Consider the following 14,401-nt stretch of genomic DNA (forward strand, 5'->3'; position numbering starts at 1 on the left):
CTTTATTAGGAGGTGTGTGGCTGGCTTTTTTTGTGGACTCATAATCAACAAAAAGAGGACCCTAAGCTTCTTAGGTCCTCTTCATTCTTTTTATCTAGCTAATTCCCTCTAAAATACTGAGCCAATCCCTGATATATTGCAGTGGATGCCCGTTCCTGGAAATCTCCTGAAAGGACGGTTATTTCTTCTCCGCGGTTACTGATATACCCAAGTTCTAAAAGCAGGGAAGGTTGCATGCTTTCTCTCAATACTAAGTAGTTTTCTTGGCGTACTTCTCTGTCTCGTAAATTTGTAAATTGTACAAGAGAGGAATGCACACTGTCTGCCAAGTCCTTATCAGAGTGGCCATAATAGTATGTAGTGGTTCCGGTTACACTCGTATCATCAATACTATCATAATGGAGACTCAGGAAAGCGTCTGCGCCATGATAGTTCGCCATTTGCGGTCTTGTTTGCAATGGGACTGATGTATCGGACATTCTAGTCATGTAGACTGTTGCACCTGCAGCTTTCAATTTGTCTTGCAGTAGAAGGGAAGTTCTAAGGGTTAAATCCTTTTCGAAGGTTCCTTGTGCACCGATAGCTCCGACATCTCTGCCGCCATGACCAGGGTCGATGACTATTACCTTATTAGATAAATATTGTTCCGCACCAGCTCTTTTTATGCTGGTGGCGTTTCCTTTCGTTGCGACTATCCAGCCGGCAACAAAGCCTTCTGATCCGTCATGCAGCTTTATTTTATACCAGTTGTCTTCCACAGCTACAATGGAGAATTCTTCCCCTTCGTCTGCACGCAATATCACTTTGGAATCGGTGGAAGGTGCACTTCTGATATTAGTGGCATCATCAACAATTACAATGGTTCCATCACTGCTTTGGGATGGAGTAGGACTTGAAACACCGCTTTTTTCAAGAAACCATCCAGCGATCCAGCCTGTTTTTCCATTGTCATATTCTATTTCACACCAGTTGTTTCTCTCACTGATAATGCTGACAGTTGTACCCTGTGGTAGTTGCTCCAATACTTTTCCATTCAGTGTCGGTTCATTTCTTACATTCAGACCTGCCACTTTGATGGTTGCTTCCGTTTTTGGTGAGTCTGAACCTGAGCCATGAGTTCCAGAACCAGATGGGGATTGGCTAATATTCGCATAATCACTATGTACCCAGCCGACTGTCCCGTTAAAAGAAATATTCAACCATTCTCCACGGATTGCAAGAACCTCTACTTGCTGACCACTTGATAAAGTACCCAGCACTTCGCTTTGTGTGGACGGTTCACTCCTGATATTCAATCCGTCAGTTGTGATTGTGGCACTTTGTCCTTCGGTTTCTTCGGTTGACTCTTCTGTTTCAGCCTGTTGCTCTTCCTTCTTTTTGGCCAGAATCGTCACAAACTCCTTGGCGACCCAACCTTCTACTCCGTCGGAATGAACTTTTACCCAGTTTTCATTTTCCTCCAAGTATTGCACGGATGTCGCGCTTGCATGAAGAAAACCGACTACAGAAAAGTTTGTACCAGGTCCTGAGCGAACACGAAGGTCATCGGTCAGAACTTGTACATTGGCCCCATCGCTTGATCTAGATGCTGTGGAACGGGCACCCTCGCTGCTTTCGGTGACAAGGAAGGAAGCAACCCATCCGGCCTTTGAGGAAGTGACTTGTATTTTCAGCCATTCACCCTGGCTCTCTACAACAGGGTAGGATTCACCTCGTTGCACTTTCGAAATGATGATGCCATTTGCATCCGGGGTCTCCCTCACGTTCAATACATCGGTTGCCACAACGACCGTTCTATTAGCCTGCACGGTGGAAGGATACTAAAAAAGAAAAAATGGTAGAAAATAATAAAAGGGCAATAAGAAAAATATGTACTTTGTGACCCAAATTTAGTCCTCCTTATTTTTTGTTCAAACTTTCTTTTTCTACAAAAGTGAAAAAAATTCCTGCTATTTTTGAAAGAAACAGGCAAAAAAGGGACAGGATAGATACTAGTGTAGCAAAAAAGGAGCGTAAAAAGATGAAATTTAGTGATAAACATAATCGTGCATATGGAAGTAGAGATGTATTTGGGGTAAGTTTTCATGATTTCATTGAAAAAGAGAAGGATTCCACCTACGTGGAACTGGCATCAGAGTTCGGAATTACGATGCGTGATGTGAAGTCGTTAAAAAAACAATTGAATCGAATTCAATAAAGCCTTGACAATTAGATTTGAAAGTATATATACTAGCAAGTATCTTACATAACAACTAGTCGCGTTAATGGACTAAAATACAAGATACCGATGATGGAGAACAGTAGTTGAGAACCACATGGAAAGAGAAGAAATGCCCTGGGCTGAAAGCATTTCCCCTTGATGACTCAATGAATGAACACTCCGTAGGATCCGCTCTGAAAAAGCATCCTTTCACTCGTTTGCCGCTGGGTTAAAGCCGCAAGCCTTGAAAATGCCCTACTAGGAGATGGACGTTGCAGGCGTTAACTGCTTGAGTGGAAGTAACCAAAGGCACAAAGCATCTCAATTAACATGCTTAACCTTCAAACTACTTCAATTAGGGTGGCACCACGGGACATACAACTCCCGTCCCTTGTTTAGTAAATAAACAAGGGACGGGAGTTTTTTATATGTAAAAATAGGTAAAATGCTTTATTGATGTAATGAATTAACGTAGAGAGGGTCAGACCCCTCTTTACCACTTTAAATAACGAAAGAGGGGTCTGACCCCTTTATAAGGAGGAACCGTAAATGGCGATTCAGATACCTCGTGGTACGCAGGATATTTTACCTGGTACGGTGGAGAAGTGGCAGTATATTGAGGCGAAGGCGAAGGAGATTTGTGAGTTATATAATTATAAGGAGATCCGGACGCCGATTTTTGAGAGCACGGAGTTGTTTTTAAGAGGTGTAGGGGATACGACGGATGTGGTGCAGAAGGAGATGTACACATTTGAAGACCGAGGGGGCAGAAGCCTTACTCTTCGCCCGGAAGGAACAGCTGCCGTTGCACGTTCCTATGTGAACAACAAAATGTTCGGATCACCAACCCAACCGACAAAACTCTACTATATCGGCCAGATGTTCCGTTATGAACGTCCACAGGCAGGGCGATTCCGCCAGTTTGTACAATTCGGAATCGAAGCACTAGGAAGTAATGACCCTTCCATTGATGCAGAAGTAATTGCTTTGGCAGTGGAATTATATAAAAGCTTAGGGCTCAATAATTTAAAAGTTGTCATCAACAGCTTAGGGGACAAGGAAAGCCGTCAAGCACACAGAGATGCGTTGATCAATCACTTCCAACCGAGAATCAACGAGTTCTGCGGTGATTGCCAAGGGCGTCTAGAGAAAAATCCTCTCAGAATCCTTGATTGCAAGAAAGACCGTGATCACGAATTGATGGCAACCGCACCGTCTATCCTAGATTACTTGAATGAAGAATCCAAAGCTTATTTTGATAAAGTGGTAGCTTATCTTTCCGCTCTAGGCATCCAATATGAAATCGATCCAAACTTGGTACGCGGACTTGATTACTATTATCACACAGCATTTGAGATCATGAGCACGTCAGAAGGTTTCGGTGCGATCACAACCCTATGTGGTGGAGGACGCTACAACGGACTTGTCCAAGAAATTGGAGGGCCGGAAACACCTGGTATCGGATTTGCACTAAGCATTGAGCGTCTAATATCTGCTATGGAAGCAGAAAATGTAAAGTTTCCATTCGAAGATTCCATCGATTGTTATGTGGTCGCGCTTGGGGATAAAGCGAAAGAAACAGCAGTAAAGCTACTTTTCGACCTTAGAAAAGCAGGAATTGTAGCGGAAAAAGATTATCAGGATAAAAAAATGAAAGCTCAGTTCAAAGCAGCTGACCGCCTGCAAGCAAAATACACCATCGTATTTGGTGATGACGAGTTAGAAAAAGGCGTCGTTTCTATCAAAGAAATGGAAACAGGCGAACAACAGGAAGTTGCATTTGAAGATGCAGTAGCATTCATAACAGCAAAGAAAAGTGGGGAGAGATAAATGATGCAAGGTAGAACATATAACTGTGGCGAAGTCCCACAATCATCCATCGGAGAAACAATTGAGTTAAAAGGCTGGGTGCAAAAGCGCCGTGACCTTGGAGGGCTTATCTTCTTAGACCTTCGTGACCGTACAGGACTTGTGCAGATTGTCTTCAATCCAGACGTGTCCGCAGAAGCTTTAAAAACAGCAGAAAATGTACGTAACGAGTACGTTTTATATATTAAAGGGAAAGTGGTTGCGCGTGATGAGGCAACAGTAAACCCTAACCTGAAAACAGGTGCAATCGAAGTGCAGGCAGAGGCGATTGAAGTCTTGAATGCTGCGAAAACACCACCATTCGTATTGGACAGTAAGACAGAAGTAAATGAAGATATTCGTTTGAAATACCGATACTTGGACCTTCGTCGTCCGGTTATGTTTGACACATTGAAAATGCGTCATGACGTAACACGTTCCATCCGTGAATTCCTGAATGACCAGCAATTCATGGAAGTGGAAACACCTATTTTAACTAAAAGCACGCCAGAAGGTGCACGCGACTATCTAGTACCAAGCCGTGTACACCCGGGTGAATTTTACGCGTTGCCACAGTCTCCGCAAATCTTCAAGCAACTTTTGATGGTTTCCGGTGTAGAGCGCTACTATCAAATCGCTCGTTGCTTCCGTGACGAAGACCTTCGGGCAGATAGACAGCCTGAATTCACACAAGTCGACATTGAGACTTCTTTCTTATCACAAGAAGAGATCATCGGCATGATGGAAGACATGATGAGAATGGTCATGAAAAATACAAAGAGTGTGGATGTACCAGAAACGTTCCCTCGTATCACATATCAGGATGCCATGAACAGATACGGCTCAGACAAGCCAGACACTCGCTTTGAAATGGAACTTGTGGATCTGTCCGAGCAGGTAGCTGACTGCGGATTTAAAGTATTTAGCGCAGCCGTTAATAATGGCGGTCAAGTAAAAGCCATTAATGTAAAAGGTGCGGCAAGCAAATACTCCCGTAAAGACATTGATGCCTTGACTGAATTTGTTGCTGTTTACGGAGCAAAAGGTCTAGCTTGGTTAAAAGTAGAAGCAGAAGGATTGAAAGGACCTATCGCAAAATTCTTCAATGAAGAAGAACAACAAGGATTCATTCAATCTTTAGATGCTACAGAAGGGGACTTGATTCTATTTGTGGCAGATAAAAAATCTGTTGTTGCAGATGCTCTAGGTGCTCTTCGCATGAAACTTGGAAAAGAACTTGGTCTGATTGACGAAAGCAAGTTCAACTTCTTATGGGTAACGGACTGGCCGTTACTTGAGTACGATGAAGAAGCAGGCCGCTACTTTGCTGCTCACCATCCATTCACGATGCCTGTTCGCGAAGACCTTCCATTACTGGAAACAAACCCAAGTGAAGTTCGTGCTCAAGCTTACGATTTAGTATTGAACGGTTATGAGCTAGGCGGAGGTTCATTGCGTATTTACGAACGTGATATACAAGAAAAAATGTTTGCAGTACTTGGTTTCAGTAAAGAAGAGGCAACAGAGCAATTCGGTTTCCTTTTAGAAGCATTTGAATATGGAACTCCTCCACATGGTGGGATCGCGCTTGGTTTGGACCGTTTGGTTATGTTGTTGGCAGGAAGAACGAATCTTCGTGACACCATTGCATTCCCTAAAACGGCAAGCGCAAGCTGCATCCTGACAGAAGCACCAAGTCCAGTTGCCGGTGGGCAATTAGACGAGTTACATTTGTCGTTAGCTGTCAAAAAAGAGTAGATTTTCCTATACGGTGAGAGTTGAAAATATATACTCCCGTGTGTTAAGATTACTTCAAGAAGTCGCAAGTCCTGATGTGTTCGTCGTATAACCTATTGTTTTGACCGAACAATAGATTATACGGGAGCTCAGAGTTTTCGTTGCTGCGTACATGCCTTCCTCGTGAGGACTTACTATATGCATGAAACAGAGCACCCACCTGCTGTGAGCGGGGATCAAAACGAAGGCATTGACGACGGCACGATTGGGACTTGCCTACATACGGATCAAAAACCGGTATTTCGCATTATTGCGGGATGCCGGTTTTTTTGTAGTGATCTTAAAACTTATTGTATGACTCCCTGAGAAGGTGTAAAACTATCAACATTGTCCTCGTAGGTAGCGTACGACTCCCTGCGGAGGTGAAATTGCGTCAACATTGTCCTCGTAGGTGCCGTATGACTCCCTGAGAAGTTGAAAACCGGCCAACATTGTCCCCGTTGGCATCGTACGACTCCCTGAGAAGGTGAAACTACGCCAACATTGTCCTCGTAGGTGGCGTATGACTCCTAGAGGAGGTGAAAACCGGCCAACATTGTCCTCATTTCACCTTCGCATGCCTCAATGAACACAAAAAAAACAACCCTCACACAAAATGAAGGTTGTATCATAATTAACCCTTACCTCGCAGACTTCCGGTAGCCCTTTGCCTGCGCCTCTTCCTCCGTATGAAACCATTCCACCGGAGTCGTCCGATTATAGAAAACACCGCCCGGAACATGATAAATGTATTCGCCACGAGCATTCTTGTTAGCTTTTATTAAAGGTTTTTCCTGGGGAGCTTCTTGACTATTTTCCTCAACTTCCAATTCCGAAGTCATCACGCTCGAATCCCCACTTTCAGCAAGCTCCAACGTTTGCTGCTTGCTTTCTGCCGGGGTAGATCGCTCACTTTCTTGTGTCTTCTGCAACGTCGCTGCAATCGCTTCAAGCGTCTGTCTCACCTGAAATGAAGTTGTTTCCCGTACCATTAACTGTTTATTCGTTTTGTTCAAGCGAAAGATTGTTACTAAACCACTGCCAATAACTAAGAAGTAAGATAAGGCCTTTAATAGATTTTTCAATACAAACTCCCCGCTTTCAATAAAAAAATAATATTCAGTTACTATTCCCTTCATTATAAGGCATTGAAACCCAATTCGTAAAAAAGAAAAATTCCTATCCGACTACTTGCTTTTCACCCAAAGTATGTTATATTCGATTTCGGGTACAATCTTTAAAAGACATTAAAAATGAAACAAGCGATAAATGGAGTTGATATGCAGTGTTACACCAATTTTCACGAAACGAATTGGCAATAGGTAAAGAAGGTCTAGAAACCCTTAAAAATAGCACGGTTGCAGTATTAGGAATAGGCGGAGTAGGATCTTTTTCAGCAGAAGCATTAGCACGTTCGGGTGTCGGCCGCCTTATTTTAGTGGATAAAGATGATGTCGATATTACAAATGTTAACCGTCAGATTCATGCACTTATGTCCACAGTGGGTCAACCAAAAGCTGATCTGATGAAAGCACGAATTCAGGACATCAATCCTGATTGTGAAGTAATAGCACTAAAAATGTTCTACACAGAAGAAACGTACGAAGAGTTCTTCAGCTATGGCCTCGATTATGTTATTGATGCATCAGATACAATTTCCTATAAAATTCACTTAATGAAAGAGTGTCTAAAGCGCAAAATTCCGATGGTTTCCAGTATGGGAGCGGCAAATAAGATGGATCCAACCCGTTTCAAAATGGCGGACATCTCCAAAACTCATACAGATCCTATCGCAAAAGTCATCCGAACTCGCCTTCGTAAAGAAGGGATTCACAAAGGCATCAAAGTAGTATTCTCTGATGAGAGTCCAATTGTCATTCGTGAGGATATTCGTAAAACGGTCGGTAATGATAATGCACAAATTCGTAAAGCAAAAATGCCACCTTCCTCCAATGCATTTGTCCCATCTGTAGCGGGACTTATCCTTGGTGGATATGTCATCAATGATATATTGAAAGATGTAAAAATCCAGCGTGTCGGTGGACAACAATAATAAAAAAGAAGGCCTCGTCAATCGTAGACGGGGCCTTCTTTTCAGTTTTACATCACTTCATCCTGCATGCTGCTGCCGGTCAATCTTCTGGCACGGTCCATGATTTGGACGAGCATTTCATAGTCTTCGTTTATCGCAACTTGTTGTTCTTCTAAATTCTTAAGCTGCTTTTCAAGAGATTGATTTTTTTGCTTCAACAATTGATTTTCTTTTTGAAGCCTATCACTTTCCAACTGCAAACGATAATCGGAATTCTGGTTTTGTTGGAAGTTTTGCAAAAAGTGAATGCAATCGTCAAGGGTAATAGTAGACGCAGTCGACGGAGCTGAAAAAGTCGTTGTTGCATTACGCACTGGAAGTGGTGCGTACTCTTCATCTTCCATATCATATTCAAATGGCAGGCTGACTTTTTCGTCAGAAGCAACTTTTGGTGCAGGTGCAGGTAGCCATTCCATCTCCAATGGTTGATTGACAGCTTTCTTAGTTGAAGATGACTCGCCTTTTTGTTGCATTTTTGCTACCTTTTCTTGCGCTCGCTTTTTCTCTTTTCGTTGCTTCTTGGCAATGGCGACGGCAGGTTCATACTTTTTCCTCACTTCTGCATTCCACCTGAATCCACATGCAGCTGATGTGCGATTTAGTGCATCTCCGACTTCTTCAAAGGCAGCAAGCTGGGTGCCACCATCTCTTATGTATCGTAAAACAGTCTCTGCAAGTAATAGATCATCTTCGTGAGACCATGCATCTTGTCTAACTTTCATTTAAAATCCACTCCTTAAAACGGTCGTTTTCTACCATCTTTTCCAGAAAAGCGAAAGAGTATACGAAAGTTTACTAGATTAACATAAAAAAATAAGGAGAAACGCTTCCCCTTATCTTTTCTTCTTCGTTTTTTCATATATTTGCCCAAGGGCTGTTTCGAATTTGCTAGTATCTTTGGGCTTATAATAGGATTTGTGCTTCAGTTTGTCAGGCAAGTATTGCTGAGCTACCCATCCGCTTGGGTAGTCATGTGGATATTTATATTCAACGCCTCGGCCAAGTGCGGAGGCACCTTTATAGTGTGCGTCCTTCAAATGGGCAGGAACTTCGCCGACAAGTCCTTTTCTGATGTCAGCCAATGCTTCGTCTAACGCTTTATAGGCGGAGTTGGACTTAGGAGACAGGCAAAGTTCAATAACGGCATTAGCTAAAGGAATGCGTGCTTCAGGAAACCCTAGTCTTTCTGCAGCTTCAATGGCAGAAAGGGTCCGTGCACCTGCTTGTGGATTGGCCAGGCTGATATCCTCATAGGCGATCACAAGCAATCGTCTGCCAATGCTCACAAGGTCGCCTGCTTCAATCAAGCGTCCTAAATAATGCAGAGCGGCATCCACGTCACTGCCTCGAATGGACTTTTGGAACGCGGACAGTACGTCATAATGACCATCCCCGTCTTTGTCATGATAGAAGCTTTTCTTTTGCAGGCACTCTTCAGCCGTTTCAACGCCAATCACTATTTTTCCATCTTCATTTGGAGTAGTGGATAGTACCGCAAGTTCCAATGCATTTAACGCAGAACGAACATCCCCACCGCACCCATTTGCAAAGTGCTCCATGGCTCTTTCAGCAAGATCGACTTGATAATCGCCAAAACCTCGTTCCTTATCTTCTAACGCTTGCATGATGACATGTTTGATTTCCGCTACTGATAAAGGATGCAGTTCGAAAATCTGGCATCTGCTCCGAATGGCAGGATTGATGGCATGGTAAGGGTTGCTTGTGGTAGCCCCAATCAGAACAATCCGTCCATTTTCAAGGTGAGGCAACAGAAAGTCCTGTTTCGCTTTATCAAGTCGGTGAACTTCATCCAGAATAAGAATGACCTTGCCTGACATCTTCGCTTCTTCTGCTACTATTTCCATATCCTTTTTATTGTGTACCACCGCATTCAATGTCCGGAATGCATATTGTGTACTGCCAGCAATAGCAGTGGCGATGGACGTTTTTCCTATACCAGGTGGTCCATAAAGAATCATAGAGGAGAGGTGTTTTGCTTTTACCATTCTTTGAATGATTTTGCCGTCTCCTACAAGATGCTCCTGACCCACCATTTCATCTATTGTGCGTGGCCTCATACGAAAGGCCAATGGTTTATTGTTCATCTAAACACCTTCCTGCATACAATGACATCTAGTGTCCCATACCCACTGTACCACAATTATCAACATGCATTAAAACAAAACAGACAAAATGTAAATCCTTTGAAATTATGCTATAATAGGATAGATTTAAATCAGAGACAGAAACGAGTAAAGACAGAAGGGTAGAGGCTGCATGCAAGGAGAGCGGAGTATAGGCAGAATGTTGTTTATGGCAAAATGGGCCATCTATTTTATCGGACTGTTGATTATGGCCTTTGGCATTGTTTTAATGATACGTGCTGACTTGGGCAGTGCGCCATGGGATGTCTTTCATATCGGACTTTTCTACCAAATCGGATTGACGATTGGTACCTGGTCCATCATTGTGGGCTTTTTTATTTTGATGATCTCTTCCATGATTACAAAAAAGCTTCCTCCATTAGGTGCCTTTTTGAATATGCTGATGGTCGGCATCTTCATTGATTTGTATATGATGATCCCACAGTTACACACACCAGACCTGTTTATTTTAAAGCTGACCATGCTCTTAATAGGTGTATTGGTGATAGGGATCGGAATAGGTGTATACATTTCCTCTCGATGTGGTGCAGGGCCAAGGGATAGCTTGATGATTGCCTTAACGGAAGTGACAGGATGGAAAGTGCAATATATTAGATTAGGAATGGAATTAGTAGTATTATGTTTAGGTTGGCTTTTAGGTGGACCTGTCTTTATCGGTACCATTCTATTCAGTCTTACCATCGGGAGCATCGTCGGCCTGACGCTGCCTGCCTGTCAAAGGGCAACGGACTCATTACTTGATAAAATTCAACATAAAAAAGAAAAAAAGGTAACCTTTCAAATATAGAATCAGAATAGAAAAAGTAGAGGTGTTCGTGGATGAAAATTTCAACTAAAGGGCGATACGGATTGACCATCATGATTGAACTTGCAAAAAATGTGGGGGAAGGTCCACTTTCGTTAAAAACGATCGCACAAACACATGACCTCTCTGAGCATTATTTGGAGCAATTAATTGCACCTCTTCGTAATGCAGGGCTCGTAAAAAGTATAAGAGGCGCATATGGTGGTTATATTTTAGCAGATGAACCTGAGAAAATTACAGCTGGAGATATCATTCGTGTACTAGAAGGACCAATCAGTCCGGTTGAAGTGATTGAAGATGAGGAACCAGCAAAACGTGAGCTGTGGATCAGAATCCGTGATGCGGTTAAAGACGTATTGGATAGTACAACACTTGATGATTTGGCCAATTATGAAGGCGGAGATCAAGAAGCATATATGTTCTACATCTAAGGAGTAGAACAAGGAATAGTAATTAGTTAGAAAGGAGGCGTCCTAATTGAAACAGATTTATTTAGATCATGCAGCAACCTCCCCCATGCATCCAGCTGTCCTCGATAGTATGCTTCCTGTTATGAGAGAGGATTTCGGAAATCCTTCAAGCATCCATGGATTTGGTAGAAAAACAAGGCATCTCGTGGATGAAGCAAGACACGTTGCAGCCAATTCCATCGGTGCGAAAGAAACAGAAATCATTTTTACAAGCGGCGGGACAGAAGCGGACAACTTAGCCATTATCGGGGTTGCTCGCGCCAATAAATCACGTGGGAATCATATCATTACAACGCAGATAGAGCACCATGCTGTCCTTCATACATGTGAACAACTAGAAAAAGAAGGCTTCGAAGTAACCTATTTGCCTGTTGATGAACACGGTCAGATTAAACTGGCTGATTTAAAGGATGCACTTACAGACCAAACCATTCTTGTCACCATCATGTATGGCAATAATGAGGTAGGAACTGTTCAGCCTATCAAGGAAATTGGGGGAATCGTTCAAGAACATCAAGCATATTTTCATACGGATGCTGTACAAGCTTTCGGACTTCTGCCAATCAATGTGGAGGAACTAGGCATTGATTTTCTCTCTATGTCTTCCCATAAAATCAATGGGCCTAAGGGAGTTGGCTTCTTATATGCAAGAGCGGGAGCCTCCTTCACTACCTTGACATATGGCGGCGAACAAGAACGGAAACGCAGGGCAGGTACAGAAAATGTCGCTGGAATCGTCGGATTGAAAACAGCGATTGAATTAAGCATGGAGCAAGCAAAAGAAAAAGTGGCATTGTATAAGAATTTTAAAGACACGATGCTTCAAATTTGGCAGGAAGAAGATGTTACGTTTCAGATTAACAGCGGATCAGAAACATTGCCACATGTGCTGAATGTTTATTTTCCAGGAACGAATGTTGAGTCCTTATTGGTCAACATGGATTTGGCAGGTATCGCAGTCTCTAGCGGATCTGCTTGCACAGCAGGATCCATCGACCCGTCCCATGTCCTTGTTGCCATGTTCGGAAAAGACTCAGACAAAATTGCTTCCTCCATCCGCTTCAGCTTCGGACTGGGAAACACACTAGAAGACATCTCATACGCAGCCAAAGAAACAGCCAAAGTCGTAAAAAGACTAACAAGAAACAAATAAAAATACGGGGTGAACAAGATGACTAAAGCACCAAAAGATACCCGTGTAGTAATAGGAATGTCTGGTGGAGTAGATTCATCCGTAGCAGCCCTTCTTCTCAAAGAACAAGGCTACGATGTAATCGGTATTTTCATGAAAAACTGGGACGACACTGATGAATTTGGAGTATGCACCGCAACGGAAGACTACAACGATGTCATCCGTGTTTGCAACCAAATCGGAATCCCTTATTACGCGGTCAATTTCGAAAAACAATACTGGGACAAAGTATTCCAATATTTCTTAGATGAATACAAAGCAGGACGTACACCAAATCCTGACGTTATGTGTAACAAAGAAATCAAATTCAAGGCTTTCCTTGAGCATGCATTGGATCTAGGCGCAGACTATTTGGCAACAGGCCACTATGCACAAGTGGAATTCCGCGATGGCGAATACAAAATGCTTCGGGGTCTTGATGAAAACAAAGACCAAACCTATTTCTTGAATCAATTGGGACAAGAGCAACTGTCTAAAGTAATGTTCCCAATTGGCAATATTGAAAAATCCGAAGTACGTGAAATTGCCAAACGTGCAGGTCTTGCAACAGCAACAAAAAAAGATAGCACGGGAATCTGCTTTATCGGAGAACGCAATTTCAAAGAATTCCTGAGCGGTTATCTCCCAGCGCAACCTGGAAACATGTTGACAATGGACGGGGAAGTGAAAGGGAAGCACGACGGATTAATGTATTATACAATCGGTCAGCGTCACGGGCTTGGAATCGGAGGAAGCGGGGATCCGTGGTTTGTTATCGGAAAAGATCTAGAAAAGAATGTCCTTTATGTGGGACAAAGCTTCCATAACGAATTATTATACTCAGATTCCATCACTGCTACAGATATCAGCTGGGTTTCTAACAACCCGCCAGCGGATGGTACAGTATGCACGGCTAAATTCCGTTATCGTCAAGCAGATAACAAGGTGACGATACAGCATTTAGAAGATAACAAAGTGAAGGTTATTTTTGATGAGCCGGTTCGAGCGATTACTCCTGGACAAGCTGTTGTATTTTATAATGGTGATGAATGTCTAGGTGGGGGAACGATTGATCATGTGTTCAAAAACAACGAAAAACTTTGGTATGTAGGATAAAAGTGAAAACCTCGATTCCATAAGGAATGGAGGTTTTCTCTATGATATACTAAAAAGACTGATGAAATGGATGAGGTGTTCGTACAAATGAAAGATAATAATGCATTAGGTATTCAATACCTTCAAGAAGGAAAATACGAAGAGGCACTTGCCGCTTTTTCAAAAGAAATTGAAGAGAATCCGGAGAATGCGGTAGCATATGTGAATTTTGGAAATGTATTAAGTGCTGTCGGGGAGCTAGAAAAAGCCATGAAGTTTTTCGAACGTGCGTTAGAAAAAGACGACAGCATCGGAACAGCGCACTACGGTCTTGGTAATGTCTATTACCAGCTTGAAAAATGGAATGCAGCAAAAGATCAGTTTGAACTTGCGATGAAGAAAGGTGTTAATGACAGTGATATCTTTTTCATGCTGGGGATGACTCTATTGCAATTTGATCAGCCAAAGCTTGCCCTTCCATATTTTCAACGTGCAGTCGAATTAAAGCCTGAAGATGCAGAAGCAAGATTCCAATACGGTCTGTGTTTAGCTGGACTAGGGCTTATTAAAGAAGCGACAGCGGAGTTTGAAACGGTAGTAGAAGAAGATCCAATGCATGCGGATGCTTATTATAATTTAGGCGTTGCATATGCATATCAAGAAAACAGGGAAAAAGCATTGGAGAATTTGGATAAGGCATTGGACGTACAGGCAGATCATATGTTGGCGGCCCATGCGAAAAAAATTCTCACAGAAGAAAACTAGGGAACGGAGGGAAA

At 42.7% G+C, this 14,401-nt stretch carries 13 protein-coding genes, 1 other RNA gene and 1 other annotated feature; of the genes, 10 read left to right on the forward strand and 4 right to left on the reverse strand.

The features are described 5' to 3' along the window. Positions 1 to 98: 98 nt before the first annotated feature. Complete coding sequence (locus M313_RS23575; RefSeq protein WP_083800931.1) at positions 99 to 1,808, reverse strand: N-acetylmuramoyl-L-alanine amidase family protein; 1,710 nt, start codon at positions 1,806 to 1,808, stop codon at positions 99 to 101. A gap of 212 nt (positions 1,809 to 2,020) precedes the next feature. On the opposite strand from M313_RS23575, the gene M313_RS23580 reads away from it, so the two are divergent. The 4 genes from M313_RS23580 (at position 2,021) to ssrS (ending at position 6,061) form a co-directional block, all read left to right on the forward strand. Beyond that, positions 2,021 to 2,197 (forward strand): hypothetical protein, encoded by a 177-nt coding sequence (locus M313_RS23580; protein ID WP_010196002.1) that lies wholly within the window; start codon positions 2,021 to 2,023, stop codon positions 2,195 to 2,197. 81 nt (positions 2,198 to 2,278) lie between these two features. Next, positions 2,279 to 2,595, forward strand: a binding site (T-box leader). Between the two features lie 154 nt (positions 2,596 to 2,749). After that, entirely contained in the window at positions 2,750 to 4,030 is a 1,281-nt protein-coding gene (gene hisS, locus M313_RS0113090; RefSeq protein ID WP_010196005.1) for a histidine--tRNA ligase, read from the forward strand. A 3-nt stretch (positions 4,031 to 4,033) separates the two neighbouring features. Continuing rightward, positions 4,034 to 5,806, forward strand: a complete 1,773-nt coding sequence (aspS, locus tag M313_RS0113095; RefSeq protein ID WP_010196007.1) for an aspartate--tRNA ligase — start codon at positions 4,034 to 4,036, stop codon at positions 5,804 to 5,806. Positions 5,807 to 5,871: 65 nt separating this feature from the next. After that, positions 5,872 to 6,061: non-coding RNA, 6S RNA (ssrS, locus tag M313_RS25275), on the forward strand. A 404-nt stretch (positions 6,062 to 6,465) separates the two neighbouring features. Here ssrS and M313_RS0113100 read toward each other — a convergent pair. Continuing rightward, a complete protein-coding gene (locus M313_RS0113100) occupies positions 6,466 to 6,909 on the reverse strand; it encodes a sunset domain-containing protein (protein WP_148979832.1) in 444 nt (147 codons plus the stop codon). Between the two features lie 200 nt (positions 6,910 to 7,109). On the opposite strand from M313_RS0113100, the gene M313_RS0113105 reads away from it, so the two are divergent. After that, positions 7,110 to 7,877, forward strand: a complete 768-nt coding sequence (locus M313_RS0113105; protein ID WP_010196013.1) for a tRNA threonylcarbamoyladenosine dehydratase — start codon at positions 7,110 to 7,112, stop codon at positions 7,875 to 7,877. A gap of 47 nt (positions 7,878 to 7,924) precedes the next feature. Here M313_RS0113105 and M313_RS26645 read toward each other — a convergent pair whose 3' ends face one another. Together M313_RS26645 and M313_RS0113115 are read right to left on the reverse strand one after the other, a co-directional pair. Then, positions 7,925 to 8,638 carry an RsfA family transcriptional regulator gene (locus M313_RS26645; RefSeq protein ID WP_010196015.1) on the reverse strand — a complete coding sequence of 238 codons (714 nt, stop codon included), beginning with the start codon at positions 8,636 to 8,638 and terminating at the stop codon, positions 7,925 to 7,927. A 111-nt stretch (positions 8,639 to 8,749) separates the two neighbouring features. Beyond that, positions 8,750 to 10,021: a replication-associated recombination protein A gene (locus M313_RS0113115; protein ID WP_010196016.1), complete on the reverse strand. Its 1,272-nt coding sequence runs from the start codon at positions 10,019 to 10,021 to the stop codon at positions 8,750 to 8,752. 199 nt (positions 10,022 to 10,220) lie between these two features. Between M313_RS0113115 and M313_RS0113120 the strand changes: the two genes are divergently transcribed. From M313_RS0113120 to M313_RS0113140, 5 genes are all read left to right on the forward strand, one after another. Beyond that, positions 10,221 to 10,868, forward strand: coding sequence for a YczE/YyaS/YitT family protein (locus M313_RS0113120; protein WP_234946566.1), 648 nt, complete (start codon positions 10,221 to 10,223; stop codon positions 10,866 to 10,868). A 32-nt stretch (positions 10,869 to 10,900) separates the two neighbouring features. Next, positions 10,901 to 11,317, forward strand: a complete 417-nt coding sequence (cymR, locus tag M313_RS0113125) for a cysteine metabolism transcriptional regulator CymR (RefSeq protein ID WP_010196023.1) — start codon at positions 10,901 to 10,903, stop codon at positions 11,315 to 11,317. A 46-nt stretch (positions 11,318 to 11,363) separates the two neighbouring features. Next, on the forward strand, positions 11,364 to 12,509 hold the full coding sequence (locus tag M313_RS0113130; protein ID WP_010196026.1) for a cysteine desulfurase family protein: 1,146 nt from the start codon (positions 11,364 to 11,366) through the stop codon (positions 12,507 to 12,509). Positions 12,510 to 12,527: 18 nt separating this feature from the next. After that, positions 12,528 to 13,643, forward strand: a complete 1,116-nt coding sequence (mnmA, locus tag M313_RS0113135; RefSeq protein WP_010196028.1) for a tRNA 2-thiouridine(34) synthase MnmA — start codon at positions 12,528 to 12,530, stop codon at positions 13,641 to 13,643. Between the two features lie 87 nt (positions 13,644 to 13,730). Next, on the forward strand, positions 13,731 to 14,387 hold the full coding sequence (locus tag M313_RS0113140) for a tetratricopeptide repeat protein (RefSeq protein ID WP_010196030.1): 657 nt from the start codon (positions 13,731 to 13,733) through the stop codon (positions 14,385 to 14,387). Positions 14,388 to 14,401: the final 14 nt, after the last annotated feature.

The organism is Bacillus sp. m3-13 (assembly GCF_000175075.1).
Classification (GTDB): Bacteria; Bacillota; Bacilli; order Bacillales; family Bacillaceae_I; genus Sutcliffiella_A; species Sutcliffiella_A horikoshii_C.

Excerpts from the sequence above, each read along its gene's own strand:
- aspS (WP_010196007.1), top strand. The coding sequence starts at position 4,034 with ATGCAAGGTAGAACATATAACTGTGGCGAAGTCCCACAATCATCCATC.
- M313_RS0113140 (WP_010196030.1), top strand. The coding sequence starts at position 13,731 with ATGAAAGATAATAATGCATTAGGTATTCAATACCTTCAAGAAGGAAAA.
- M313_RS0113120 (WP_234946566.1), top strand. The coding sequence starts at position 10,221 with ATGTTGTTTATGGCAAAATGGGCCATCTATTTTATCGGACTGTTGATT.
- M313_RS26645 (WP_010196015.1), bottom strand. The coding sequence starts at position 8,638 with ATGAAAGTTAGACAAGATGCATGGTCTCACGAAGATGATCTATTACTT.
- M313_RS23580 (WP_010196002.1), top strand. The coding sequence starts at position 2,021 with ATGAAATTTAGTGATAAACATAATCGTGCATATGGAAGTAGAGATGTA.
- mnmA (WP_010196028.1), top strand. The coding sequence starts at position 12,528 with ATGACTAAAGCACCAAAAGATACCCGTGTAGTAATAGGAATGTCTGGT.
- M313_RS0113115 (WP_010196016.1), bottom strand. The coding sequence starts at position 10,021 with ATGAACAATAAACCATTGGCCTTTCGTATGAGGCCACGCACAATAGAT.
- hisS (WP_010196005.1), top strand. The coding sequence starts at position 2,750 with ATGGCGATTCAGATACCTCGTGGTACGCAGGATATTTTACCTGGTACG.
- cymR (WP_010196023.1), top strand. The coding sequence starts at position 10,901 with ATGAAAATTTCAACTAAAGGGCGATACGGATTGACCATCATGATTGAA.